The 26148-nt window shown below is 42.0% G+C and carries 21 protein-coding genes; 18 read left to right on the forward strand and 3 right to left on the reverse strand.

From position 1 onward, the window contains the following. Positions 1-203: 203 nt before the first annotated feature. From BR02_RS0102255 to BR02_RS0102265, 3 genes are all read left to right on the forward strand, one after another. Positions 204-4502, forward strand: coding sequence for a 2-hydroxyacyl-CoA dehydratase (locus BR02_RS0102255; RefSeq protein ID WP_051688078.1), 4299 nt, complete (start codon positions 204-206; stop codon positions 4500-4502). 11 nt (positions 4503-4513) lie between these two features. Beyond that, complete coding sequence (locus BR02_RS0102260; RefSeq protein WP_207640974.1) at positions 4514-5149, forward strand: TetR/AcrR family transcriptional regulator; 636 nt, start codon at positions 4514-4516, stop codon at positions 5147-5149. 130 nt (positions 5150-5279) lie between these two features. Further along, on the forward strand, positions 5280-6749 hold the full coding sequence (locus BR02_RS0102265; protein WP_031513791.1) for a protein adenylyltransferase SelO: 1470 nt from the start codon (positions 5280-5282) through the stop codon (positions 6747-6749). An 11-nt stretch (positions 6750-6760) separates the two neighbouring features. Here the strand turns inward: BR02_RS0102265 and BR02_RS0102270 are convergent, their stop codons facing one another. Further along, entirely contained in the window at positions 6761-7543 is a 783-nt protein-coding gene (locus tag BR02_RS0102270; protein ID WP_031513793.1) for an ABC transporter ATP-binding protein, read from the reverse strand. A 156-nt stretch (positions 7544-7699) separates the two neighbouring features. Between BR02_RS0102270 and BR02_RS0102275 the strand changes: the two genes are divergently transcribed. Further along, complete coding sequence (locus tag BR02_RS0102275) at positions 7700-8086, forward strand: response regulator (protein WP_031513795.1); 387 nt, start codon at positions 7700-7702, stop codon at positions 8084-8086. A 161-nt stretch (positions 8087-8247) separates the two neighbouring features. After that, the gene (locus BR02_RS0102280) at positions 8248-9675 is read left to right on the forward strand and encodes an aryl-sulfate sulfotransferase (RefSeq protein WP_031513797.1); all 1428 of its coding nucleotides are present in this window, start codon (positions 8248-8250) and stop codon (positions 9673-9675) included. 18 nt (positions 9676-9693) lie between these two features. Here the strand turns inward: BR02_RS0102280 and BR02_RS0102285 are convergent, their stop codons facing one another. Continuing rightward, the gene (locus BR02_RS0102285; RefSeq protein WP_031513799.1) at positions 9694-10614 is read right to left on the reverse strand and encodes a LysR family transcriptional regulator; all 921 of its coding nucleotides are present in this window, start codon (positions 10612-10614) and stop codon (positions 9694-9696) included. Between the two features lie 189 nt (positions 10615-10803). On the opposite strand from BR02_RS0102285, the gene BR02_RS0102290 reads away from it, so the two are divergent. The 9 genes from BR02_RS0102290 (at position 10804) to BR02_RS0102330 (ending at position 20401) form a co-directional block, all read left to right on the forward strand. Further along, on the forward strand, positions 10804-11835 hold the full coding sequence (locus tag BR02_RS0102290; protein WP_031513801.1) for a TRAP transporter substrate-binding protein: 1032 nt from the start codon (positions 10804-10806) through the stop codon (positions 11833-11835). A 41-nt stretch (positions 11836-11876) separates the two neighbouring features. Then, positions 11877-13829, forward strand: a complete 1953-nt coding sequence (locus BR02_RS0102295) for a TRAP transporter large permease (protein WP_051688079.1) — start codon at positions 11877-11879, stop codon at positions 13827-13829. 100 nt (positions 13830-13929) lie between these two features. Beyond that, entirely contained in the window at positions 13930-14337 is a 408-nt protein-coding gene (gene gcvH, locus BR02_RS0102300) for a glycine cleavage system protein GcvH (protein WP_031513805.1), read from the forward strand. 26 nt (positions 14338-14363) lie between these two features. Continuing rightward, positions 14364-15203 carry a glutaredoxin family protein gene (locus BR02_RS0102305; protein ID WP_031513807.1) on the forward strand — a complete coding sequence of 280 codons (840 nt, stop codon included), beginning with the start codon at positions 14364-14366 and terminating at the stop codon, positions 15201-15203. 12 nt (positions 15204-15215) lie between these two features. Continuing rightward, positions 15216-16592: a dihydrolipoyl dehydrogenase gene (lpdA, locus tag BR02_RS0102310; protein WP_031513809.1), complete on the forward strand. Its 1377-nt coding sequence runs from the start codon at positions 15216-15218 to the stop codon at positions 16590-16592. A 20-nt stretch (positions 16593-16612) separates the two neighbouring features. Beyond that, entirely contained in the window at positions 16613-17305 is a 693-nt protein-coding gene (gene lipB, locus BR02_RS0102315; protein ID WP_031513812.1) for a lipoyl(octanoyl) transferase LipB, read from the forward strand. Then, positions 17302-18159, forward strand: coding sequence for a lipoyl synthase (lipA, locus tag BR02_RS0102320; protein ID WP_031513814.1), 858 nt, complete (start codon positions 17302-17304; stop codon positions 18157-18159). Before lipB ends, lipA begins: the two co-directional genes overlap by 4 nt. 138 nt (positions 18160-18297) lie before the next feature. After that, positions 18298-19203, forward strand: a complete 906-nt coding sequence (locus BR02_RS0102325; protein ID WP_031513816.1) for a phosphatidylserine decarboxylase — start codon at positions 18298-18300, stop codon at positions 19201-19203. 160 nt (positions 19204-19363) lie between these two features. Further along, positions 19364-20401, forward strand: coding sequence for a PHP domain-containing protein (locus BR02_RS0102330; RefSeq protein ID WP_031513818.1), 1038 nt, complete (start codon positions 19364-19366; stop codon positions 20399-20401). Between the two features lie 45 nt (positions 20402-20446). Here BR02_RS0102330 and BR02_RS0102335 read toward each other — a convergent pair whose 3' ends face one another. Then, a complete protein-coding gene (locus BR02_RS0102335; protein ID WP_031513819.1) occupies positions 20447-21301 on the reverse strand; it encodes a radical SAM protein in 855 nt (284 codons plus the stop codon). Positions 21302-21485: 184 nt separating this feature from the next. Between BR02_RS0102335 and BR02_RS0102340 the strand changes: the two genes are divergently transcribed. From BR02_RS0102340 to BR02_RS0102355, 4 genes are all read left to right on the forward strand, one after another. Further along, on the forward strand, positions 21486-23939 hold the full coding sequence (locus tag BR02_RS0102340; RefSeq protein WP_031513820.1) for an EAL domain-containing protein: 2454 nt from the start codon (positions 21486-21488) through the stop codon (positions 23937-23939). Positions 23940-24036: 97 nt separating this feature from the next. Then, positions 24037-24420, forward strand: a complete 384-nt coding sequence (locus BR02_RS0102345; RefSeq protein WP_031513821.1) for a PCRF domain-containing protein — start codon at positions 24037-24039, stop codon at positions 24418-24420. Continuing rightward, on the forward strand, positions 24387-24686 hold the full coding sequence (locus BR02_RS0102350; protein ID WP_031513822.1) for a DUF2250 domain-containing protein: 300 nt from the start codon (positions 24387-24389) through the stop codon (positions 24684-24686). Before BR02_RS0102345 ends, BR02_RS0102350 begins: the two co-directional genes overlap by 34 nt. A 66-nt stretch (positions 24687-24752) precedes the next feature. Continuing rightward, positions 24753-26120 (forward strand): amidohydrolase, encoded by a 1368-nt coding sequence (locus BR02_RS0102355; RefSeq protein WP_031513824.1) that lies wholly within the window; start codon positions 24753-24755, stop codon positions 26118-26120. Positions 26121-26148 lie beyond the last annotated feature (28 nt).

Here is a 26148-nt window from a genome sequence, read left to right on the forward strand (position 1 = left end):
GCGGATTTTATAATTTATAAACATTTTTTAACGCTTTGTTGATTAATCAACATTATAAAATTAATTGGTTATTGTATGAAAAGAATGATATATAATAATATACATATAGATCATTAATAAACAGCCTGTTGATTAAAATGTGTTGATTTAAATAATCAATATATTTTTTAGGAGGTGAACGCAGCATATCTTGCTGTGGTTCTATGAATAATTTGCTACATGTTGGTATCGATATCGGTTCTACCACAGTTAAAGTAGTTATTTTAAACAGTAAAAGGGACATAGTGTATAAAAAATATGAAAGACATTATGCGGATATAAAGAACAAACTTATCGCTATTCTTAAGGATGCCTATAATACCCTAGGGGAAGCACAGCTAACCATTATGGTTACAGGCTCCGGCGGAATGGCAATAGCAAACAACATGGGCATTTCTTTTACCCAGGAGGTTATTGCGGCCACAAAAGCAATTAAGACCTACTACCCGGAAACAGACGTAGCTATTGAATTGGGCGGCGAAGATGCAAAGATTACATATTTTAAAGATGGAATGGAACAGCGAATGAATGGCACCTGTGCCGGCGGCACCGGATCTTTTATAGATCAAATGGCCTCTTTGTTAGAGATTGATGCCTTAGGTCTTAACCAGTTGGCTAAGAAATACAAAACCATTTATCCTATCGCTGCAAGGTGTGGTGTTTTTGCCAAGACCGACGTTCAACCTCTGTTAAACGAAGGCGTTGCCAGGGAAGACATTGCAGTTTCGGTGTTTCAAGCTGTTGTTATTCAAACCATAAGTGGCCTGGCATGCGGCAGACCCATAAGGGGGAAGGTGGCCTTTCTAGGCGGTCCCTTATACTTTCTTTCGGAGCTTAGGAAAAGATTTATAGAAACTTTGAAATTAGGGGACGATCAGGTTATATTTCCTGACAACTCCCATTATTACGTGGCAATTGGCGCGTCCTTATCTTCGGTAGATGAACAACCGGTGTCTTTTAAAACCATAATTAATAATATGAAGAAGCTTAAAAGTGTATCCATAGATGAATCAAACAGGTTGGAGCCTCTTTTTTCCACCGAAGAGCAGTATAAAGAGTTTAAACTTAGACATGATAAAAATTCCGTTAAAAGAAAGGACATATCCACTGCCGCCGGGGAGTGTTTTTTAGGCATAGATGCGGGCTCAACCACCACAAAGGTTGCCCTTATAGATGGTGAAGGCACACTTCTTTATACCTATTATGGAAGTAACGAGGGAAGCCCGCTCAATTCTACCATTAAAGCATTAAAAGAATTATATGGTTTGTTGCCGGCCAATGCTAAAATTGTAAAATCCACAGTCACCGGCTATGGGGAGGGCTTAATAAAGGCGGCTTTGGGCATAGACATTGGGGAAATTGAAACAATTGCTCATTACAAGGCAGCGGAGTTCTTTTGCCCCGGTGTTGATTTTATATTAGATATCGGCGGGCAGGACATGAAATGCCTTGAAATAAAAGACGGCAATATCCAAAATATACTATTGAATGAGGCATGCTCCTCGGGCTGCGGTTCGTTTTTAGATACCTTCGCCAAGTCATTGGATATGACCATTGAGGAATTTTCATCGGCAGCCTTATTTGCTGAAAAACCGGTGGACCTGGGTTCAAGATGCACGGTTTTTATGAACTCAAAGGTTAAGCAGGCCCAAAAGGAAGGGGCAACAGCAGGTGAAATATCCGCAGGTTTATCCTACTCGGTAATTAAAAATGCACTTTACAAAGTAATAAAGGTAAAAAGACCGGAGGAGTTAGGGAAAAAAATAGTTGTGCAAGGCGGTACCTTTTATAATGACGCTGTGCTGAGAAGCTTTGAATTGGTATCTCAAAGGGAAGCTATCAGGCCGGATATAGCAGGTATAATGGGTGCCTTTGGTGCGGCATTAATCGCCAAGGAAAGGTATAAAGAAAATGAGGAAACAAGTTTATTAAGCCAAAGCCAATTAAATAATTTTCAATTTCAAATCACCACTTCCAGATGTGGAATATGTGCCAATAAATGTTTGCTAACCATTAACAGTTTTAGCAGTGGAGAAAAATTCATAACAGGCAACCGGTGCGAAAGGGCCACCGGTAAAGGCAAAAGCGATAATAGCCTGCCAAACTTATTTAATTACAAGTATAAAAGAATTTTTAATTATAAGCCTTTGGCTCTTTCAGAAGCAAAAAGAGGTAGAGTGGGGATTCCCAGAGCGTTAAATATCTATGAGAATTACCCCTTTTGGTTCACCTTTTTTACCAACTTAGGTTTTAGGGTGGAACTGTCCGGCAGGTCGTCCAATGAGATATATGAAAAGGGCATGGAGACAATACCGTCAGAATCCGTATGCTATCCTGCCAAGCTTGTTCACGGCCATGTGATGGATCTGGTAGATAAAGGAATAGACTTTATCTTTTATCCCAGTATCACCTACGAAATAAAAGAACAAGAAGAAGCGGATAATCATTTTAATTGTCCCATAGTAATCTCCTATCCCGAGGTTATCAAAAGTAACCTTGATATCATCAGGGAGAAAAATATATTATACATGAAACCCTTTCTTCCCTACCATAACAAAAAGGGATTAATAAAGAGGCTGCATGAAGAATTAAGGCCCTTTAACATTGCCTTTAACGAAATTAGAGAAAGTGTAGAAAAGGCTTACCGGGAACAGCAAGCCTTTAAAGAAGACCTACAGAGGGCCGGGGAGCAAGCCTTAAAGCTTATCAAGGAAAAGGGTGCCAGGGGAATAGTCCTTGCCGGGCGCCCCTACCATATAGATCCCCAGATACATCATGGAATACCGGATATGATAAATTCACTGGGTATGGCAGTATTAACAGAGGACTCAGTGGCTCACCTGGGGAATGTTGAAAGACCGCTAAGGGTGGTGGATCAATGGGCCTACCACTCAAGGCTCTATGCCGCAGCCAGCTATGTGGCAGAACAAAGGGATATAGAGCTGGTACAACTAAATTCCTTTGGATGTGGTATAGATGCCATTACAACAGACCAAGTACAGGAAATTTTAAATGGAAATTCAAAAATTTACACCACTCTTAAAATTGATGAAGTAAATAATCTTGGGGCGGCCAGAATAAGATTGCGCTCTTTGAAGGCCACCATGAGGGAAAGGGATAAAACCGGCTTTAAACTTAAAAGGGTGGACAACCGGTATAGGAGAATTCCTTTTACCGAGGAGATGAAAAAAAATCATACCATTTTAGCCCCTGAAATGTCTCCCATACATTTTCGCTTATTGCAAGAGGCATTTAGAATAGAGGGCTATAATGTGGTTGTTTTGCCCACCATAGATAATAAGGCCATCGATGAGGGGTTAAAATATGTCAATAATGATGCCTGTTACCCGGCAATTATTGTTATTGGGCAGCTGATAGCAGCCTTAAAATCGGGTAAATATGATTTAAACAATACTTCGGTTATGATGTCTCAAACCGGTGGCGGCTGTAGGGCCACCAATTACATTGCTCTGCTGAGGAAGGCCTTAAAGGATGCCGGTTTTGAAAATATTCCGGTGATATCCGTTAATCCAAGCGGCATAGAGAAAAACCCGGGATTTAAATTTACCCTGCCCTTGCTGCATCGTTCTATGATGGCATTGGTTTATGGGGACTTGCTGATGAATGTCTTATACAGGGTCAGGCCCTATGAAAAGGTAAAGGGTTCAGCCAATGACCTCTACGAAAAATGGGTCAAAGTATGCTTAGAGTCTTTAGAGGCTGCCGAAAGAAGTGTTTTCAAGAAAAACATTTATAGCATTGTCAATGATTTTGAAGAATTAGAGCTAACTAATCAGATTAAACCCAAGGTAGGCCTGGTTGGGGAAATACTTGTTAAATATCACCCCACCGCCAATAACGATGCTGTCAAGGTGGTGGAATCTGAGGGTGCAGAGGCAGTGGTGCCCGGGTTAACAGACTTTTTCTTATACTGCCTTTACTATAATAATTTTAAATATAGATATTTAGCAGGCAGTAAGCTATCACAACTTGTAGGAAACGCAACAATTAGGTTAATTGAATCGTACAGGGGCATCTACAGGAAAGCACTGGCCAAAAGCCAGAGATTTTATGTTCCCAGTACAATAAAAGAGATAGCCGATGGGGCATCACCGGTTATTTCTTTGGGCCACCAAACCGGAGAGGGATGGTTTTTAACGGGTGAGATGATTGAACTTATTAACAGTGGCGTTAACAATATTATTTGTATGCAGCCCTTTGCCTGTTTACCAAACCATGTGACCGGAAAAGGAATGATTAAAGAACTAAAAAGAGTTTACCCCAAGGCTAATATAGTGGCCATAGACTATGATCCGGGGGCCAGTGAAGTTAACCAGTTAAACAGAATAAAACTAATGATCTCTACCGCCTTTGAAAATATTGAGCAACTCCATATGGATAGGAAAAAGACCTGCAATGGGGCAGACTATAATCAGCTTAGGGGCCTTGCATATGAAAGCTAGTTGGGTAGAGAATGAAAAAGGAGTTGCATAATATGTCGGGTCGCACAACAGATAGGCGCGTACTGCGAACTAAACGCATGATTAGGGATGCCCTCACCGAGCTAATGGAAAAGAAGGGTTTTGAGAGGATTACAGTAAGCGATATAACAGAAAAGGCTGATATAAATCGGGGCACCTTTTATTTGCATTATCGCGATAAGTACGATTTACTGGAGCAAAGTGAAGATGAATTAATCAGGGATATAGAAAAAATTTCCCTGGCAGCCCAAAATAATATTGCAAAGAATCTGTTTAACAACCGCAAGGAAGAGTTTTTTCCTTTTATGGAAAAATTATTTGAGTATATACATGAAAACTACAATTTCTTTAAAATTGTATTGGGCCCCAACGGTGATCCCTCATTTCAAGTAAAGCTTAAAGAGGTAATGAGAAGGAATATAATTAAGAATATAATGGCAAGAAAAGGAAAAATGTTAGTTCCAACAGAATATTTGGCTGCCTATGTATGCTCAGCTCACCTGGGTGTCATCCAACACTGGTTAGAAAGCGGCATGGAGAAGTCACCGCGGGAAATGTCAGTGATTTTGTCAAGAATGACATTGCTGGGGCCGGGTTATGCCGCCGGTTTAGTTAACACCGCCAACTGAACCCATGGTTTGGTCAGCATCATTCCGGCATCTGCCCTTGCCTTTCCCCACGGAAATTCAGCCGGTAATTAATAATGGTTTAAAAAAGGTGACAAGCTAGTGTTAATACTAAAATAAGAGAGGAAAAACTATGACAGTGAACAAGGCAGCGGCAGAGGCAGGCTGGAACTTAGAGCATACTTATGCCCAACTTCCGGGAATGTTTTACAGTAAGCTTAACCCCGTTGCAGTGCCGGCACCAAAACTGGTGATCCTCAATCATTCCTTGGCGAAATCTTTGGGGCTGAACAGCCAAGTGCTGCAAAGGGAAGATGGCGTAGCGGTGCTTGCCGGCAATCGCCTGCCTAAGGGCGCAATACCCCTGGCCCAGGCTTACGCGGGCCATCAATTTGGGTATTTTACCATGCTGGGGGACGGTCGGGCCATTCTTCTCGGCGAGCAGATCACGCCTTCAGGTGAACGGTTTGATATACAGCTAAAAGGTTCGGGTAAAACGCCCTACTCACGGGGGGGTGACGGCCGGGCGGCCCTGGGGCCCATGTTGCGGGAATATATTATCAGTGAAGCAATGCATGGACTGGGTATTGCCACCGGCCGCAGCTTGGCAGTGGTGACCACAGGGGAAACGGTAATTCGTCAAACCCGGCAGCCCGGTGCCGTGTTGACCCGTGTGGCCGCCAGCCACCTGCGTATTGGTACCTTTGAGTATGCTGCCAGGTGGGGCACAGTGGAAGATCTCAGGGCTTTAGCCGATTATACCCTGAAAAGACATTTTCCTGAAGCTGACCATACCGACAACCCTTATCTTTATTTACTGGGCGAAGTAATCAAGCGCCAAGCTTCTCTTGTGGCTAAGTGGCAGTTAGTGGGCTTTATCCACGGGGTAATGAATACCGACAATGTCACCCTCAGTGGGGAAACCATTGATTATGGCCCCTGCGCTTTTATGGATACCTATCACCCGGATACGGTATTTAGCTCCATTGACCGGCAGGGTCGCTATGCCTATGGCAATCAACCGATTATCGCCCAATGGAATTTGGCACGATTTGCTGAAACGCTGTTGCCCTTAATTGATGATAACCAGGCGGAGGCAGTTAAGCTGGCCCAAGGGGCACATTCTGATTTTGCTAAGCTGTATCACAGCAATTGGCTGGCAGGAATGAGGGCAAAATTGGGCATTTTCAATGAAGAGAGCAAGGATGAATCCCTTATTCAACAACTTCTTGATCTGATGCAAAGGTATGGGGCAGATTTTACCAATACCTTTCGTGCATTAACTTTAGACCGGCCGGGGGATGCCCCATTATTCGACAGTGCAGAATTTAAACAGTGGTATCAGTTGTGGCAGGCAAGGTTGGGCAGGCAGCAGCAATCGAAAGAAGCCGTACATCAGCTGATGCGCAAATCCAATCCTGCCGTTATACCCCGCAACCACCGGGTAGAGGATGCACTGGCAGCGGCTGAAAAGGGGGACTACAGCGTGATGAGGCGGTTACTGGCTGTTCTTTCAGACCCCTACCGGTACTCGGCTGAACAGGACCAATACTCTACACCGCCGCCGAAAAATCAACGGTACGTAACATTTTGCGGTACATAGGGCCTTTAGGGTCAGGCCTTATGTACCGCTTTTAGTATATAACGGCCCTTTACCTTTTCGCAGCTTACCGGGGTTTCAAAAAAACCACATAGATTTTCTTGGGTTAACACGGTGTCTGTTTTTCCGGAAGAATAAACTTGCCCCCTGCGCAGTAACAGTGTGTGGCTAAAGGTTGGTAAAATTTCCTCGGTGCGATGGGTAACATAAATAATGGTGGGGGCTTGATCTTGGTTAATTAATTTTTCTATTGTTTTAAGCAACTGCTCCCTTGCAAATATATCCAGTCCCGTACAGGGCTCGTCCAAAATAAGCAGGGGCGGTAAGGTAATAAGAGCCCTGGCAATAAGTACCCTTTGCTTTTCACCTTGTGAAAAGGTTTTATAGGCCCGCTTTGATAAATGGCCAATACCTAAACTTTCTAATAAATTTTTGGCCAAATCCCTGTCCTGCCCATTTGCATCTTCAAATAGACCTATGGAGGCAAACTTACCGCTTAAAACAATATCCTCTGCAGACTCACTGCCGTAAAGTTTTTCCTGTAATGCGCTACTTACCCAACCAATGGACTTTCTTAAATCTCTCAAATCATATCTGCCAAAGGTTTTACCAAGCACTTGCAGCTTGCCCTTTGAGGGAAATATGTAGCCATTGATCATATTTAACAGGGTGGTTTTACCGGAGCCGTTTAGTCCTAAAATGGCCCAATGTTCACCGGCCTTCACCGACCAGCTAACATCCTTGAGAATATACTTACCATTCCTAATAACCGATACCTCTTTTGCATCAATAACCACAGTAATCTCTCCTTTTTTAGATTATACCATAATTAATCAAAAACAAATAAACACTGATTATAGGCTAATGGTGACAAAAGGGTTTTGGTTTTAATAGTATACATTATTGATACTTATCGCATTTTTACGTTTTTACGGAAGGAGAGGGCGAAAAAGATGGGGAAGATAAGACTGCTGGTTGTGGGTGACTCTCCCTTTATTCACAAACTTATTGAGAAGATTTTGCCAAGTGAAGATTATGAAATATGTGCTTATGCAAACAAGGGCAAGGAAGGGGTGGATCTTTATTTAAAGTTACAGCCGGATGTGGTTGCCATTGATGTAAACAGGCCGGCACAGCATGGATGGGCAAATGCTGCGGAGATTTTAAGAAGGGACAGTAAAGCAAAGATTATCATGCTTGTTGACCGTGGCAATGAAGAAATGATGAAGAAAGCTCAAAAAACAGGGGTTATGGCCTGCATTGAAAAACCTTTTAAGCATGAACAACTGTCAGCACTGTTAAGATTGGCAGCGGAAAAGGGATATCAAAGGATAGTTTGAGGGTGGACCTGGTCCACCCTCTTTTGGTATAGCACCATGTACCACAACAAATAGTTGTGCTAGCTCTAAAATACTGTTGTTTGAAAAGGAGAACCGATAATATTATCATTGTGATAAAGATAACTAACACACCACGGTAAAAACACAAAAGGAGGAGAAAAATGACATATCCTAGCGTTTATCCAACAGGAGTAACAATATATAATCCGGAAAAATGTTGGAACGGCTATACCATTTTACCTGCCAGGGAACTTGGTGCATTACTGATTAACATGAACGGAGCAGAGGTAAATCTATGGAAGGGTTTACATGGTTTTCCAAACAAGATGCTGCCCGGCGGTTATGTTCTCGGTCATACCGGAGAGAGATCACATAAATTTGGCATCCAAGACCAAAGGGATCTTGTTCAAGTGGACTGGGATGGCAATATTGTTTGGAAATTTAATCAATATGAGTTCATTGAGGATCCCGGAGAAGAACCCCAGTGGATGGCCAGGTTGCACCATGACTACCAAAGGGAAGGTAACCCTGTGGGTTATTATGTACCGGGTATGGACCCGCTAGTTGATAAAGGCAATACCCTGATTCTAGGTCACAAAAATCTTGTCAAACCTGAAATTTCATCCCATGAGCTCATGGATGACGTTATCTATGAAGTTAATTGGCAGGGTGACATATTATGGGAATGGGTTTGCAGTGACCACTTTGAAGAATTAGGTTTTAGTGAGGCTGCAAAAAACATTATGCATCGTGATCCTAATATTAGATTGACGGGCAAAGGCGATTGGATGCATATTAACTCCATGTCAGTGCTGGGACCTAACAAGTGGTATGATGCAGGTGATGAACGTTTTCATCCTGATAATATTATCTGGGATTCACGGGAAACTAATATCGTTGCAATAATTTGCAAGAAAACAGGTAAAATTGTTTGGAAAATTGGGCCCGATTACGATACCAGCCCGCAATTGAAGGAACTGGGTTGGATTATCGGCCCCCACCATGCCCACATGATACCGAGAGGGCTGCCGGGTGAAGGTAATATCTTAATTTTTGATAATGGCGGTTGGGCAGGATACGGTGCACCCCATCCCAGTTCTCCAACCGGCAGAAAAGTTGCCCTCAGGGATTATTCAAGGGTATTAGAATTTGATCCCACTACCCTAAAAATAGTTTGGCAGTATACACCGGCAGAGGCAGGTTTTATCATGCCCCATGACGCAAACCGTTTCTACAGTCCCTTTATCAGTGGCGCCCAAAGATTGCCAAACGGCAACACCCTAATTACTGAAGGTTCCGGAGGCCGAATAATAGAGGTTACCAAAGACCATGAGATTGTTTGGGAGTACATCAGCCCCTACTGGGGTGAGAAGTTGAATATCAATATGGTTTATAGGGCCTATCGATTGCCTTACCACTGGGTTCCACAGATTGAGCAGCCCAAAGAAACACCAATCGAGAGGATTGATGTCAGGAAATTCCGTGTGCCGGGAGCCGAGTATAAACGGTTAAAAGAAACCGAAGTAGAAGGCGTAACAGGCTTTGAGGGAACAGGCTTTTGTGTAGCCACAGACGATGAATTAGAATAAAGGTTCATTAACCGGTCTTTACCGGCTTGAATTCCCTAATGGTAACTTTTTTAATATTTTAATAAAGTCGTTTAAAAAAGGATTTATGGGCTGCTTTGAAGGGGTTATATAACCAACTAAAAGATTAAACTCATTGCCGGTTTCTATGGGAACATTTACAAAGGGCCCGTTTTTTTGAAAATCCTTGGCCAAATAAGTGGAAACACCGACGGCTATCCCGCTGGCAACGGTTTTTTGGTAAAAATCCCAATCGGTGGTAACCACCTTAAAGTTTGGTTTGCCGTCATTCTGAAAAAGCTCTTGCAACATTTGAATGTGGTGTTCTGAATTATACACAACAATTGGATACTTAATAAGTTCTCCGGTGGTTATGGCTGATTTATTTGCAATAGGTAATGTTTTAGCAGCACAAGCAAAGACACCACATTCAGTTATTTTATTAAAAGTTATATCCCGCCGATTTAATACCGCATACTTGTTAAGAAAATTCTTCCGGGCAGACAATATGCCCACGGCATTTTTTAAGCCAATGATTTGGTCAATTATTTTGTGCGGTTGTTGTTCCACAATATTCATGTTAATTTGTGGGTATTTTTTAAAAAAAGCAAAAAGCACCCTTTGCAGTATTGTTTTACTCAATAAGGGAGTAGCAATAATATTCAGCTCTTGACCATGAGCTTTAATAGAGGGTTGTAGCTCCATTAAAAGCTCCTCATATATAAGTAAAATATCTTTGGCCTTTGCCGTCAATTTTTTCCCTTCTTCACTTAAGGAAATTTTATTTACCTGGCGGTTTAACAAAGGCACACCCAGCTGTCTTTCCAAACGTTTAATTGCCTGGCTTAGGCCCTGTTGGGATATATGAAAGAACTCAGCTGACTTTGTGATGGAGCCTGTTTCGGCAATATGCACTAAATATTTTAGGTGCTCAATACGCATGAAAAAACCCCTTACTCTATAATAGTTCTGCTAGTTAATAATTTAGACTAAATACTTATAATATGCAAGTTGTTAAGGCTGCAGTGTAGTCTGGACTACAAGGTAAAAATATGTAGTTACTGTAAACTTTAATTAAGATAAGAAAAAAATCACGAACACATAACAAATAACTTAAAGGAGCGGATGGTAATGAAAAAACAGCGGCTAATTGCATTTTTAGTGAGTATTATTATGTGCGGCCTCTTGTTGACAGGATGCGGCGGAGATTCTGACACGGCAGATGGTGAAAAAGTTTACGAGCTGACATTTCAAACCCAATACATGAACAACCACCCCGTTGTTGAAAATGTTGTTATGCCATGGATAGAGGAAGTAAAAGAGCGCAGCGATGGTAGATTAATTATCACACATTATAATCCCAATACATTGACATCGGTACAAGACACCTATAATGCTGTACTCAGTGGAACCCTAGATATTGGCTCTGCGCCAATGAGTTGGAGCCCGGGCAAGTTTCCCTTATCCGAAATTGTAGAAATGCCCTTTCTAGTTTCTAATTCAAAGGAAGGAAGCAGTTTGTTATGGGAAATGTATCAGACCATGCCCGAATATCAAAAGGAATTTGAAGAATCAATAGTGCTGTGGCAGTGGACAAGCCCCCCCACTGAGGTACACACTAAAAATAAACTTGTGACAAAATTAGAGGATTTAAAAGGGTTTAACGTTATTGCCCTGACCTCATTTGCTGTGGATATTGCTACCCATCTCGGTGCGTCACCTATTAATATGACCCCCAATGATGCCTACATGTCATTGGAAAGAAATATGGCTGACGGATTGTTTCATGCCACTGCCCCTATGAGGTCTTTAAGAATCGATGAAATAACAAAATATCACACTAAAGTAGGTATGTCATCAACCGGTTTTTATACAGTTATGAATAAGGACGTATTTAACAGCTTACCTGAGGATTTGCAACAAATTCTCTTAGAAACAACCGGAGAGAAATTGGTAACGGCCACTGCCGAAGTGTTAGATGCAGCATCTGAAAATGATGAAAAATGGATGATTGAACAGGGTCATGAATTTTATGAACTGCCGGCGGAAGAAAGGGCCCGTTGGATTGAAGCAGTTAGCCCGATCACTGAAAAATGGCTAAGTAATATGGAAAACAAAGGTTACTCTGGATTACGGGAAATAGTTGAGCGTTACTACAATTAAGGCTGGCTTAAAAAATAAAAACGCTGGGAAGGTGGGCGCAAATGACTACAATGACTAAGGCAGAAAATAATCAGCCGGGGTTGGCAAAGACGGTAGGAGAAACTTCGTGGCTGGATAACACCGCGGATTATTTAGAAAAGTTAATCGCCCCCATATGCAATGTAATGAAATATATTGCCATAGCAATACTTGCGATAATGACTGTTCTAATATTTGTTGATGTAACAATCCGCAACTTATTTGATAAATTTATCCCGGGGATTATGGATCTGCAGGCCTTTTCTTTAGTATGCATGTTTTACTTTGCCTTTGCAGTACTGCAGTTAAAAAAGCAGCACATGGAAGTTGACCTGGTGGTAAAATTTTTCCCGGTCTGGATCCAAAACTTAATTCAAAGTTTTGTTTACTTGACATCCCTGGTTTTCTTTGCTGTGATGTTTTGGCAGGTGGTTGTGCAGGCCCTCAATAGAATGGGTATACTGAGCTCAACCCTGTCGATACCAATTTCCTTTTTCATGTTTGTAACTGCACTGGGTGTTTTTATGCTGTCAGCCGTGCTGTTTATTGATAGTTTGCGGAGTATTTCCACTATTATTAAGGATGGGCGTGGCATTTGGCTTATTCCAGTGTTTGCCTGTGTGGCTTTGTTTATGGTTTCACCCTTTATAGTGAAGAGCTTTTTTAACCTAAGTGGGGTTTCATTGGGTTTACTGGGCCTGCTTGTGATGCTGGTTCTAATTATTGTGATTAAAATGCCCATTGGTTTTGCCATGGCAATGGTAGGATTTTTTGGCCTTGTCATTGTCAGGGACAACATTCAAGGGCCCCTAAGCACACTGGGATATGCACCGTATAGCAGCCTTGCAGATTTTGTTTTAGCTGTGATACCTATGTTTATATTAATGGGTGCATTGGCTTATGAATCCGGTGTTGGTAAAGGTTTGTTAAATGCAGCCAACGCCTGGTTTGGCAGACAACCCGGCGGTTTAGGTATATCTGCCATCGTGGGATGTGCGGGATTTTCCGCGGTGTGCAGTAACAGTATGGCCTGTGCCGTGACCATGGGTAAAGTTGCCCTGCCTGAAATGAGAAAGCATAAGTACTCTGATACCTTATCCACCGGCTGTCTGGCAGCCGGTGGGACGCTGGGTATCTTAATACCTCCCAGCATGGCAATAATATTTTACGGGATTGTCACTGAGCAGTCCATTGGCAAGCTATTTATGGCCGGGATAATTCCGGGCTTACTTTTAACCGCCCTGTTTTGTCTCACCGTATATATTATGGCCAAAATATACCCCGATGTGGCACCCAGGGGTGAAAAAACCACCCTCAAGGAAAAGTTCCAATCCCTTAAGGGTGTGAGGGGCATGCTGTTTTTAATCATCTTGATTTTTGGCGGAATTATGGGAGGGTTTTTTAGCCCCACTGAAGCAGGTGCCATTGGTGCCGTAGGTGCTTTCATTTATGCCCTGGCAATTGGCAAGCTTACTAAGAAAAACTTTTTAGAATCCTTAGATTCATCGCTGCTAACCACCTGTAATCTGCTGACTATCTTAATGGGTGTCGGTATTCTGGGTTATTTCTTTGCAGCCACACAGCTACCTTTTAAATTGGCGGAAGTTATTACCGGGTTCTCTGTGAATCCTTACTTAATATTGGCAGGGGTAATACTGTTTTATATCCTACTTGGATGTGCATTAAATATTATCCCCATGCTGTTGCTTACTTTACCGGCCATTTACCCAACAATTACGGCTCTAGGCTTTGACCCCATATGGTTTGGGATTGTGTTGGTTGTAGTAATGGAAATGGGACAGATAACCCCGCCCGTTGGCATCAATGTGTTTGCACTTAAGAGTATAGCACCGGAGGTGCCAATTGAGAGAATATTTATAGGAACCTTACCCTTTGTATTTACAATGCTGGTTTGTGTTATTATTCTCGTTATTTTCCCGAATATAGTAACATTCTTACCTAACTTATTGTTCTAAGCCCTATATTTGAAAAGGGAAATATGAAATAGGCCGGATATGCCGGCTTATTTCATTAAAAAAATAGTATTTAAAGCTGATTTGAAAGGAAAGATGTGAGATGGCCAATAAGCAGATTGCAGAACTTACCTTTTTAGATGATATTTATTACTTTGAGGAACACACCTGGGCCAAGCTTGAAGGTGACACAGTGCGGGTGGGAATTACTGATTTTGCCCAGGACAACCTAGGCGATATTATTTTTATCGAACTGCCCCAGGTTGGTGAAAGTTTTGATAAAGGTGAAGAGTTTGGCCAGGCTGAGTCAGCCAAAACAGTTTCTTCATTGTATATGCCGGTTAGCGGTGAAATTGTAGAGGTTAACGACCAATTGGAGGATGCTCCTGAAAATGTAAACAGCAGCCCCTATCAAGAGGGTTGGATGATAGTGGTTAAAGCCAGAGATCCGGAGGAGTTAAAAAACCTATTGTCTAAGGACGATTACATCAAGATGATCAGCAATGGTTAAGGGCTGGACAAAGGGAGGATATAATAATGGTTTTTGCAATTTACACAGCAACGGGCTGTACCCGTTGTAAAATAATAAAAGCTTTTATGAACAGTAAGGGCATTGCATTTAATGAATATGATATGAAGGCTGAAGGCAAGGAAGAGTTTCAGAAGTTCTATAAAGAAAGTCGCAAGAGAATATTTCGCGGTCCCGACGGCGTAGAGTTTCCGATTATTTACGACGGTGCCGAAATTCGCCAGGGCATTGGAGCTTGCCTGGCCTATCTACAGGCAGGTACAGATTTAGACGGATTTTTTAGTGTCGGAAGGCTCCATAAAGAGTGGGTAGACGGCATCCATGTTTCAGGTGGGGACCCTCAATATGCGGAAGATTTTTTGGCGGTTTTGCGTTACCTAAAGGGCAACAACATGAAACTGCAAATTGACACAGATGGCAGAAACAGTGGTATACTAGAGAAAATACAGGCTGAAGCGTTGGCAGATGTGGTAATTGTAAAGGTTTTAGGAACCAAAGAAATTTACAGCGGAATCTTTGGCCCCGATTTTGACAGCGAAGAGCTTGCTAAAAGCATAAAACTGGCTGCTGGGTTTCCGGAATGTAAATTTCAAACAAGGGTGGCTCCGGTAAAGCGCAGTGACGGTGAGATAAGCTATATTACACCACAGGAAGTTGCCGAGATTGCCAAATTAATTGAAGATGTCACTGGCAGTAAAAAGAATAGTTATCTCCTTAAACCATTTGATCCTAAGAAAGCCGTGGACGAACAGTTAAAATCTGTAGAACCTTTGGCGGCAAATAACCTTTTTGCCTATCGCACTGCTGCGCGGGCCCATCAAGTACTGACCGAAATAGATAAAGCCTAGGGGGTTAAAACCATGAATTACGATGCTGTGGTAATAGGCGGCGGCCCAGGGGGTTATGTGGCTGCCATAAGAATAGCTCAATTGGGTGGCAAAGTGGCGGTTGTGGAAAAGAACAGCCTGGGGGGAACCTGCCTTAATAGGGGTTGTATCCCTACCAAATCCTTAATCGCAGCTGTTGAAAAGCTTTGTGCGGTGGATAATGCTGCTGAATTTGGCATAGAAGTGGGCAAGCCGGTGGTGAACTTTGAAAAGGTACAGGCCAGGAAAGAAGATGTAGTCAATAAACTGGTCAAAGGAATAGAGTTTTTGTTCAAAAAACACAAAATCGAGTTTATTAAAGGCGAAGCCAAACTAAAGTCTAACACCGAGGTGGAAGTTAAATCCGGCGATGAAGTAATTGCACTTCAGGCTAGTAATATCATCATTGCCACCGGTTCCAGTCCGGCCCTAATTTCTTCCTTAGGCTACAACGGTACCACTGTGATTACCAGTGAAGAGGCACTTACCTTAACTGAGGTACCCAAAAGCCTGTTAATTATCGGTGCCGGCGTAATAGGTTGTGAGTTTGCCTATATATATGGTAACCTGGGAGCAGAGATTACCATGGTGGAAGCAGCCCCCAATATATTGCCCTTATTGGATAAGGATATTTCCCGCCGTTTGCAGATGAATTTTAAAAAGAAAAATATTGTTATCAAGACCAAAATGACCATTAAACAAGTTAAAGAAACAGCTGCCGGCATTGAAGCAATATTAGAGAACGGTGAAGTTATTACTGCAGAAAAGGCCTTAATTTCTATTGGTCGGCAATTGAACACTCAAAATTTAGGACTGGAAGAAGTGGGCGTGGCCCTGGGTGAAAAAGGTGAAATTTTGGTCAATGATAAAATGGAGACCAATGTAAAGGGAATCTATGCCATAGGGGACGTGGTTAATAAATACCAACTGGCCCATGTGGCATCCAGTCAAGGGCTGGTGGCGGCAGAGAACATTATGGGTAAAGAAGCGCAAATGGAATATCATGCGGTACCCAGCTGTATTTTTACCAATCCGCAAATTGCCTCGGTGGGCATTACCGAGCAAGAGGCTAAAGATAAAAACATTCCGGTGCGTGTGGGTAAATTCAATTTTATGGCCAACGGTAAAGCCTTGAGCATGGGTGAAGCCGAAGGTATGGTAAAAGTAATTGCCTGCAAAGACACCGATGTGGTATTAGGGGTACACCTTATTGGGCCCAACGCTTCAGATTTAATAGCCGAGGCTGCTTTAGCCGTGCAAAAGGGTTTGACAGTTAAAGATATTACTAATACAATTCATGCCCACCCCACCTTGGCTGAGTCAGTTATGGAAGCGGCTGCAAATGTGCATGGCCTGGCTATTCACGGCTAGAGAATGGGGAGTATTATATAATGAAGCTACTGGTTTCGGTATTGGGTGAAACTGACTATTTGAAGGTCCTAAGTATTCAAGAAAGTTTATTGCGTTTAAGACAGGATAACAAGGTTCCGGACACCATGTTACTGCTGCAGCATCCTCCCACGATTACCTTGGGTAAGCGAGAAAACAGGGAAAATATTTTACTGACGGAGGAGCAGTTGCAGGAAAAGGGTTGTGTGGTTGTCAAAACAAACCGGGGTGGGGATGTAACCTATCATGGCCCCGGGCAGATAGTTGGTTACCCAATACTAAACCTAAAAAACCACGGCAGCAGTATTAAGGGTTACGTTAATAAAATTGAAGAGCTATTTATTAATTTGTTAAAGGAAGAGTACAAGCTCACTGCCCAAAGGGATGCTCTGCACCATGGGGTATGGATAGGTGATAAAAAAATCACTGCCATAGGCTGCGCTGTTAAGAAATGGGTAACAATGCACGGTTTTGCTTTCAATGTCAATACAAATCTTGAACATTTTAAGTGGATTAACCCCTGCGGTATCACTGATAAGGGGGTTACTTCCCTGAAAGAAATATTTGGACAAGCCCAAGACCTGGATAGGGCCCATCAACTGGTGGTTGACTATTTTTGTGAATACCTGCACCTGCAGCCAAAGATGATCAGCCCACAGCAGTTATATCAAATTGTTGGGAGAGATGGCTCATGACTAAACGCAAACCGGAGTGGCTAAAAATTCAATTAAAAGGTGCTGAAAGGCAACTGGGTGTAAAAAAAATGCTAAACAGGCTTTCTTTACACACAGTTTGCGAAGAGGCTAACTGCCCCAACAAAATAGAGTGTTTTGGGCGAAAAACGGCCACCTTTATGATTTTAGGCAGCATTTGTACTAGAAATTGTACCTTTTGCAATGTTACCAAAGGCCGGCCCAGGGATGTGGATCCCCTGGAACCGGCCCATGTGCTTGATGCAGTGAAAGAACTGGGTTTAAAACACGTGGTTATCACCTCTGTAACAAGGGATGATTTGCCTGACGGCGGGGCCGGGCATTTTGCTGCTGTAATTAATGAACTACATAAGATTAAAGTGACAGTGGAAGTGCTGATTCCGGACTTTCAAGGGAAGGTAGAGGCCCTGCAATTGGTGGTGGATGCCAGGCCCCAAATTATCAATCATAATGTGGAAACGGTGCCCCACCTCTACCCCAAGGTGCGACCCAAAGCTGATTATTTGCGCTCATTGAAATTATTAGAAAGGGTAAAAGAAATGAACCCCCAGATTTTTACCAAATCGGGGATTATGTTGGGTTTAGGGGAAAAGACACAAGAGGTCATTGGGGTGATGAAAGATTTAAGGGGTGTAGGCTGCGATATCTTAACCATTGGACAGTATTTAGCTCCATCCAATAAACATCACCCGGTGGTGGAATATGTGCATCCGGAGGTGTTTGAGGAATACGGGGAAACAGCCTCTGATTTTGGTTTTAAACATGTGGTTTCCGGTCCGCTGGTAAGAAGTTCTTATCACGCCGACGCAGTAAAGAACAAGCCATTTTTCGAATAAGAAAAATGGCTTGTTCTTTAATATGTTTTTTTACCGGTCATTCTATTGCAACATTATATTATAAAAGCTATTATATGGTGGATGTATGAACACTCTGACAAGGGTTCCCCAAATCATTTATGTTAAGAGGAAGATTAAATGGAAATCTACTATATTGACAGAAAAACTGGCGAAAAGAAAAAAGAAGTGGTGGCCGGTGGCAGAATTATCAACTGGGTTTACAACACAGCAAGCGGGAAAACTCTCCTGGAGACTATTATTAAAAGAAAGTTACTTACGTCATTAATAGGACATTTCTATAACACTTCCTATAGCAAGAAAAAAATTGCAAAATTTATCCGTGATTTTAATATTGATATGTCTGAGGCTGCCTTAGAGCTTCCGGAGCAGTACAAAGATTTTAATGATTTCTTTACCCGTAAACTTAAAGAAGATGCCAGGCCAATAAGTAAAGATAAAAATCACCTGGTATCCCCGGCAGACGGCAGAATGCTGGCATATCAAAACATTGACATTCACCAGTTGATTCAAGTAAAAGGCCAATTTTATTCATTGGAAGAATTACTGCAGGACAGCCTCTTGGCCGGCCAATATCAAGGCGGTGTTTGTATTGTTGTGCGTTTAAACCCATCGGATTATCATCGTTTTCATTTCCCGGACAGCGGGATACCGGTGGCATCTAAAAGTATAAGGGGCAGCTACTATTCAGTAAATCCGCTGGCCTTAAATAAGATACCCCAGGTGTACTGCCGGAATTACAGGGAAGTAACAATATTCAAAACAGATAATTTTGGGGAAATAATCTATACGGAGGTGGGGGCCTCCTGTGTGGGTTCTATAGTGCAAACTTATAAACCGGGTAAACCTGTTGCCAAGGGCCAAGAAAAAGGGTATTTTAAGTTTGGTGGCTCCACTGTAATATTATTTGTCAAGCAGGGTGCCTTGCAAATAGATGACGATATCTTAAAAAACACGAAAAATGGCCTGGAAACCAAGGTCTTGATGGGGGAGAGGATAGGTATTACCACAGGGGCATATCTATGAAGTTAACTTTGGGCTCGCCATTGCAGATGGCCCCCTTTTTTTCATATTTTAGTGATTTCTTACTGGGCTAATACTTTAATAGGTGTTGTGGCACTATCGGTTATTGTAATGAATAAGCTGTAGGGATATTGAAATAAGTAATTTGTTGGGGTGAGGAAAAGTGAATAAATATCACAGGTATTCCGGCGTAATCCACGTTCACTCTAGATATTCCGACGGCTTATCCGATGTGCCTACCATTATTAAAGCAGCCCGGCAGGCAAATTGTGATTATTTGATTGTTTCCGACCATGATACTCTAAGACCGTTTTCTTGCCAAGGCTGGTATGACAAAACAATTTTGCTGGTTGGCGAAGAAATCACCGTAAAAGACAATGGGGGTCATTACCTGGCTTTGGGAATAAATACTGTAGTACCCCCCGGTGGTGATGCCCAGCAAACAATTGATGAAGTTGCAGACCAGGGAGGCATTGGGATTATCGCCCATCCTTTTAGTGAGAAAAGGGAGGATCGGTTTAAGCTAACGCCGGTTGAATGGCAGAATTGGGATGTTGTCGGGTTTAACGGCATGGAAATATGGAATTACAGCCACGATTGGATTGATAATTTTCGTTTTCCCATCAGTTTAATCCGTCCGGAAGTGTATATAGAAGGACCGCCGGCAGAGGTCTTTAAGAAGTGGGATAAGCTCTTGCAAAAAAGAAGGGTAGTGGGTATTGGCAGTGTAGATGCCCACGGTTATTTTTATTCTTACAGGCGGATGTTTAAAGCCTTGCGCACCCATTTGTTTTTAGAAGCGCCCCTATCATTTAAAAGTGCTTATTTTGAAAGGGATAAGTACTTAATATACCGGGCAATAAAAAGGGGCAACTGTTATTTTAGCTATGACCACCTTGCGCCTTCCGACGGCTTTATTTACTGGGCCCATAACGGCATCAGGCCTGTAATTATGGGCGATGTGATAAAGGGTGATAGGGGAGTAACCTTAAGGGTATCCATACCGGAGCGGGCTTTAGTGCGTATTATAAATAGGGGCCGGGTGGTGGCCAGCGCCGATAATACTCAAACTCTAAAGAAAAAAGTATATAAGACCGGAGCATACAGGGTGGAGGTGCTGTTAAACACCTATAAAGGGGTAAGAAAGGCTTACAGACCGTGGATTTATAGCAACCCCATATATGTAAAAGCCTCTGCCTAGGAGGTTTTTACCACAAATTAAAAAATATTTAATAGGGCGTGATTGTCACGCCCTTAAACTATCTATCACCTCTTGTATTTCATCTAACAATAAATTTTTATCTTTTGGTAATACCGCCCTTGTGGGAAGGTAGTTCCAAGGGTGCATGCTGGTAAATAAGGTGGGTGTGGATAAATTTACATGCTCAATCATTAACTTTAACTCTTCCAATATTTCCATTGGGGTTAATGGATGAAATTTACCTGAATCGGCTTCGTCTTTTATAGGTGTACCCTCTTCTAAGGCCAGGGTAAGTACGGAAAAAACAGATGGTTCAATGGCGTTGATTAACTGGGCAGTATTAATTGCATGCCCTCTTGTTTTTTCTTTTCCACCGACGCCGAGAATCAACATTGTAGCCAACTTGATATCGGCAGCCAACACCTTTTGTGCAGCTGACAGCATTTGGTCTCTGGTTACGCCTTTATTGATGGCAGCTAACACCTCGGGATCACCGCTTTCAACCCCCAGGTAAACCATTTTTAATCCGGCCTTCCTTAAAACATTGAGCTCGTCAGCACTTTTCCTCAAAATATCCTTTGGCCCACCATAACAAGATACCCTGGTTAACTTGGGAAAGGTGGCGTACAGCATATTTAAAACAGTTAACAGTTTATCGGTCGGTAATACCAAGGCACTGCCGTCTGCTAGAAACACCCGGCGCAAATCAGGCAGCTGCCGCTGGGCAGCTTTAATTTGTTTTTCAATTTCTGCCATGCTGCGCACACGAAATTTAACCTTCTGATACATGCTGCAAAAGGTGCAGGCATTATGGGAACAACCAATGGTAACCCGTAAAATAAAACTGTTGGCTTCGTTTGGCGGTCTAAAAACAGTTCCTTCAGCGTTGTCAAAATGCATTTTATAAACCTCTCTTCAGTGGTATTAATAATAATTATACCCTAAATTTGTCGATTAACGGTGTATTCAATCAGCCAAGGCATTAAATTCTGAAATTTTTGCAATTTTTTAAAGGGTTTTGGAAACAAAATGCAGAAATATGTAAATATTCTAAACTTGTCTTTCCTAAGGGGAGTTTTGGGGAATGTTAAGGCTACCACAATTTAAGGCGATACGCTGGAGATTTATTTTTTATATTACTTTAGTGGTTTTTCTGGGTCAAGTGGTTACATTTATTTGGACTGCCAACAAAATTAAAGAAGATGCAAATTTGTCAGCCCTGGAAAACATAAAAAATCAAATGGCCCTTGCAGAAGCCCTGTTAGACAGTATTCACCCCGGTGAGTGGCAGATTCGGCATGATATGTTATATAAAGGTGATACCTTGATGAATGGAAATTATCAGGTTATTGATTTAGTTGGTAGATTAACAGGAAATACAATGACTATATTCCGAAAAGACATACGAGTAGCTACCAATCTAGTAAGGGAAGGTGAACGTGCCATTGGAACAACCATATCCCCGGAGGTGGCTCAAGTTGTCTTAGAAGAAGGCAATAGTTATTTTGGCGAAGCTGATGTGGTGGGCGTTAAATACCAAACGGTTTATAAACCGATCAAAAATGCTAAGGGTGAGGTTATTGGCATTTTGTATATGGGCGCCAATAAACAATTTATTGATAACATGATTATGAATGCCTACTGGACAACTATGTTTACCTTTAGCTTAGCCTTACTGGGAATGATATTAGTTATCTGGCTGTTAACCAATAAATTAACCAGACCCATTGAAGAACTGGTGGAAGCTGCCAACAGTATCGCCAGGGGTGATATGAAAAATAAAATTAGGGTTACTTCTAGCGATGAGATTGGTAAATTGGCCTGTTCATTTGACAAAATGCGCGTAAAACTACAGAAGCAGTATGACAAACTGCAAAAAACAAATGAAATGCTGCAGGAATCAGAACGCAGATTTAGAGATATGTTGGAAAATGTCCAGCTTATTGCTGTGATATTAGATAAAAATAATAACATTACCTTTTGCAATGATTATTTACTAAGAATAACGGGTTGGAAACAAGAGGAAGTGATAGGGCAGAACTGGACAGATCTCTTTATGCCAGAGGAACACAAAAACGGTTCCGGGGAGGGAGTGCAGGCAAACCAGGTAACTTACAAACCGCAAGTAATAAAAGAAATAATAACTAAAAGCGGTCAGCGATTATTAATTCAATGGCACATAACTGTGATAAAGGATTTAAACGGCAATATTATGGGCTCAGCCCGCATCGGTGAAGATGTTACCGAAAGGAGAAAGTATGAAGAAAAGATAGAGTATTTGGCAACCCACGATTCTTTAACTAACATACCAAATCGCTATTACCTGGAGGAAGAGCTAAAAAATGTGATTTCAAGAGCCAAGCCTGATAATATGGGAGCACTCTTATTTATTGATGTGGATAACTTTAAACTTATAAATGATACCCTGGGACATGATGCCGGTGATACGGTGTTAGTTGCCTTGGTAAATAGTTTAAAGATCCATCTACAGGACGGTGACTTCATTGCCAGATTGGGCGGTGATGAATTTGCTGTATTGCTAAAAAGAGCAAGCCATGAGGAAGCAACCCGTTTGGCTGAACAGATGCGGCTGGCCATTGATGAAAGTGGACTGTGCACAACAGCCTATCACAGCTGTTTTAATGTTAGTATCAGCATTGGGATAGTGATGATAGATGGCCGTTTAGATTCCCAAAAAGTACTTTCTTATGCAGATTCAGCCTTGCATAGGGCCAAAGAAGAAGGGAAAAACAGGATTATACTTATTGATAATAAAGAAGACCCCATATCAATATTTGCTGAAACCAATGAAATAATTAATATGATTAAAATTGCCCTAAGGGACAATAAATTTCAATTATATTTTCAACCGGTGGTTAGGGCCAAAGACAACAAGGTTATTTATTACGAAGTTCTTATTCGAATGCGCAACGGGGACGGCAATTTAATCCCTCCCTCAAAATTTATACCCATTGCTGAGCATTTTAACCTCATGCCCCAGATTGACCGCTGGGTGGTGGACTATGGCCTACGCGTTCTACAGGAATATCCCAATATAAAGCTGTTTTTTAATCTGTCCGGAGTTAGCATGGGGGACGAAGATTTGCTTGACCATATAGAGGCAGCCATAATTAACAGTGGTACAGATGCCAGCAGAATTGGTTTTGAGATTACCGAAACTGCAGCAGTTAAAAACTTAATCATGGCAGAAAAATGGATTAACAAATTAAAGAGTTTAGGTTGTCAATTTGCATTGGATGATTTTGGCATTGGTTTTTCTTCATTATCTTATTTGAGTATGTTATCGGTGGATTACTTAAAAATTGATGGTTCATTTGTGAGAAAAATTACCAAGGAGGCCAGTGCTGCCACTTTAATACAGGCTATCAATACGGCTGCTCACGCCATGAACAAAAAGACAATAGCAGAGTGTGTAGAAAACAAGAAAGAGTTAGATAAACTGAAAGGGATGGGAGTGGATTATATGCAGGGGTTTTATTATGACAAACCCAGCCCTATCCCCTTAGAAGTTAGATAACTAATTTAGGCCCCGGTTTGGGGTCTTTTTTTGTATTTGTCATCATGTGCTGATATTAGGTAAGATTAGAAATCGGTGCAAGGAGTGAAAGGACCTTATGCATATCTTTTGGTGGCAGATTTTAAGTGATGACGAAATTTTATCTAGGATAGAGAGCATTATTGATGAGAGAGACGAGATAGAAAATTTACTGGCCCAACCAAAGGTTAGCACAGATCCGGAAAAAGTGCCGGAGTTAGCCAAAAGAATGCACTGGCTTGATGATATATGCCTTGTGGCGGAAGAACTAAAGGAATATCTGTCTGATTTAAAGGAGTTAGAAGGAATAGTGGTACATGAAGGGGTTGAAGACCTGAAAAATGAATTCTATCCCCTTTACGAAGAATATAAAGAGATTTATAAGGAAAAGGCGGCACGGCTTTATCAATTATTAATGGGAAAAGGTATTTGGATGAAGAGTATGAGGATGAAACAGATATAGAAATTCTTAAATTCCTTGATTATGCCGGTGCAGAATATGCTTGGCGTTTAGGTATTAATGTTAATATAAGCCGGTGTGAATCCAGGGAACGTTTAGAAAAACTATTTAAAAAGGGTTTAATAGAGAAGGTTCAAGGCATAATGTTAGAAAATTATCACTGGGAAAGGGACTGGATGAAACATATGAACCACACCTATTATCGAATATCCAGGGAAGGGCGACTATATTTAAGAAAAATGCGCCGGGGATTAGAAAGCCTTGAATAGGATTGACATTGGACGTATTACGACCTTATACTTTTAGATGTGTATTAGTAAAAAAAGGAGATTATTATGGTTCAAAAGTTAATTAAAAATGCCCTTGTGATAACAATGGATAATAGGCGCCAGATTTTTGAAGGCGGAGATGTACTGGTAGACGGAGATACCATTGCTGCGGTGGGCAAGGTAAATGAAGCAGAAATTAAACCCGATGCTGAAATTGTAGATGCCACCGGCAAAATAGTTATGCCAGGCCTGATCAATACCCATGTGCATTTATCTCAGCAGTTGGGACGGGGCCTGGGTGACGACGTTGACTTACTTACCTGGCTGCGTGAAAGAATTTGGCCTTACGAAAGCAATATAAACTTAGAAGATTCTTATGTGTCTTCGTTGGCCTGCTGTGTGGAACTAATTCATTCCGGTGTAACTACCTTTGCTGAAGCCGGAGGCCAAGAGGTGGACGGTATGGGCAGGGCCGTTGAGGAGATTGGCATCAGGGGTATTTTAGCCAGGTCAACCATGGACTGCGGTGATGGCCTGCCCCATAACTGGCAGGATAGCACTGATTCGGCACTGGAAAAGCAAGTGGATCTGATACAACGTTGGCACGGTAAGGCCGATGGACGCATTAAAGTATGGTTCGGGCTGCGTACCATTTTTAATAACTCTGATGACCTGATTACCCGCACTAAGGAATTGGCCGATAAGTACCAAGTGGGCATTCACATGCATGTGGCAGAGGTGCCTGAGGAGGTGCGTTTTGCAAAGGAAGAGCGGGGCAGTACTACGGTGGAGCATCTTGCCAAATTGGGGGTGCTGGACGATAATTTTTTAGCAGTGCACACCGTTTGGCTGACTGATAAAGAAATGGATCTTTTTGCTCTCCATAATGTCAAGGTGTCTCACAACCCCGGTGCAGCTATGCGGGTGCTGGGTTTTGCACCGGTGCCTGCTATGTTACAGCGAGGGGTGTGTGTATCCATTGGTACCGATGGCGCACCATGCAACAACCGCATGGACATGATGAGTGAAATGTATTTAACTTCTTTAATACATAAGGGACGCAACTTTAACCCTGAAATTTTACCGGCAGAACAAGTGTTAGAGATGGCCACTGTTAATGGGGCAAAGAGTCTCTTGTGGGATAAAGAAATTGGTTCTTTACAACCGGGAAAAAAAGCGGATATCATTGTTGTTAATCCCCTCAGCCCAGGCAGTATTCCCTTACATGATCCGGTGGCAAATATAGTTTATGCCATGCAATCCCATAATGTAGAATCTTCAATGTGTAACGGTAAGTGGTTGATGCGGGATAAAAAGATATTAACCGTAGACGAAGAGAATGTACTGCAGCAAGCACAAAAAAGGGCATCTGATTTGATAAAAAGAGCCGGTATTAAGCTGCCCAATCGTTTCCCGGTGATAAGGGTGAGATAAAATTTAGGTTGAAGGGCGGGTATGGCAC

This window comes from Desulfofalx alkaliphila DSM 12257 (assembly GCF_000711975.1).
Classification (GTDB): Bacteria; Bacillota; Desulfotomaculia; order Desulfotomaculales; family Desulfohalotomaculaceae; genus Desulfofalx; species Desulfofalx alkaliphila.

What these genes read in the sequence shown, in the direction of transcription:
- BR02_RS0102335 (WP_031513819.1), bottom strand. Translation starts at nt 21,301, where the DNA reads ATGCATTTTGACAACGCTGAAGGAACTGTTTTTAGACCGCCAAACGAA.
- BR02_RS0102355 (WP_031513824.1), top strand. Translation starts at nt 24,753, where the DNA reads ATGGTTCAAAAGTTAATTAAAAATGCCCTTGTGATAACAATGGATAAT.
- lipA (WP_031513814.1), top strand. Translation starts at nt 17,302, where the DNA reads ATGACTAAACGCAAACCGGAGTGGCTAAAAATTCAATTAAAAGGTGCT.
- BR02_RS0102305 (WP_031513807.1), top strand. Translation starts at nt 14,364, where the DNA reads ATGGTTTTTGCAATTTACACAGCAACGGGCTGTACCCGTTGTAAAATA.
- lipB (WP_031513812.1), top strand. Translation starts at nt 16,613, where the DNA reads ATGAAGCTACTGGTTTCGGTATTGGGTGAAACTGACTATTTGAAGGTC.
- lpdA (WP_031513809.1), top strand. Translation starts at nt 15,216, where the DNA reads ATGAATTACGATGCTGTGGTAATAGGCGGCGGCCCAGGGGGTTATGTG.
- BR02_RS0102340 (WP_031513820.1), top strand. Translation starts at nt 21,486, where the DNA reads ATGTTAAGGCTACCACAATTTAAGGCGATACGCTGGAGATTTATTTTT.
- BR02_RS0102275 (WP_031513795.1), top strand. Translation starts at nt 7,700, where the DNA reads ATGGGGAAGATAAGACTGCTGGTTGTGGGTGACTCTCCCTTTATTCAC.
- BR02_RS0102325 (WP_031513816.1), top strand. Translation starts at nt 18,298, where the DNA reads ATGGAAATCTACTATATTGACAGAAAAACTGGCGAAAAGAAAAAAGAA.
- gcvH (WP_031513805.1), top strand. Translation starts at nt 13,930, where the DNA reads ATGGCCAATAAGCAGATTGCAGAACTTACCTTTTTAGATGATATTTAT.
- BR02_RS0102345 (WP_031513821.1), top strand. Translation starts at nt 24,037, where the DNA reads ATGCATATCTTTTGGTGGCAGATTTTAAGTGATGACGAAATTTTATCT.
- BR02_RS0102285 (WP_031513799.1), bottom strand. Translation starts at nt 10,614, where the DNA reads ATGCGTATTGAGCACCTAAAATATTTAGTGCATATTGCCGAAACAGGC.
- BR02_RS0102255 (WP_051688078.1), top strand. Translation starts at nt 204, where the DNA reads ATGAATAATTTGCTACATGTTGGTATCGATATCGGTTCTACCACAGTT.
- BR02_RS0102280 (WP_031513797.1), top strand. Translation starts at nt 8,248, where the DNA reads ATGACATATCCTAGCGTTTATCCAACAGGAGTAACAATATATAATCCG.
- BR02_RS0102295 (WP_051688079.1), top strand. Translation starts at nt 11,877, where the DNA reads ATGACTACAATGACTAAGGCAGAAAATAATCAGCCGGGGTTGGCAAAG.
- BR02_RS0102290 (WP_031513801.1), top strand. Translation starts at nt 10,804, where the DNA reads ATGAAAAAACAGCGGCTAATTGCATTTTTAGTGAGTATTATTATGTGC.
- BR02_RS0102260 (WP_207640974.1), top strand. Translation starts at nt 4,514, where the DNA reads ATGAAAAAGGAGTTGCATAATATGTCGGGTCGCACAACAGATAGGCGC.
- BR02_RS0102265 (WP_031513791.1), top strand. Translation starts at nt 5,280, where the DNA reads ATGACAGTGAACAAGGCAGCGGCAGAGGCAGGCTGGAACTTAGAGCAT.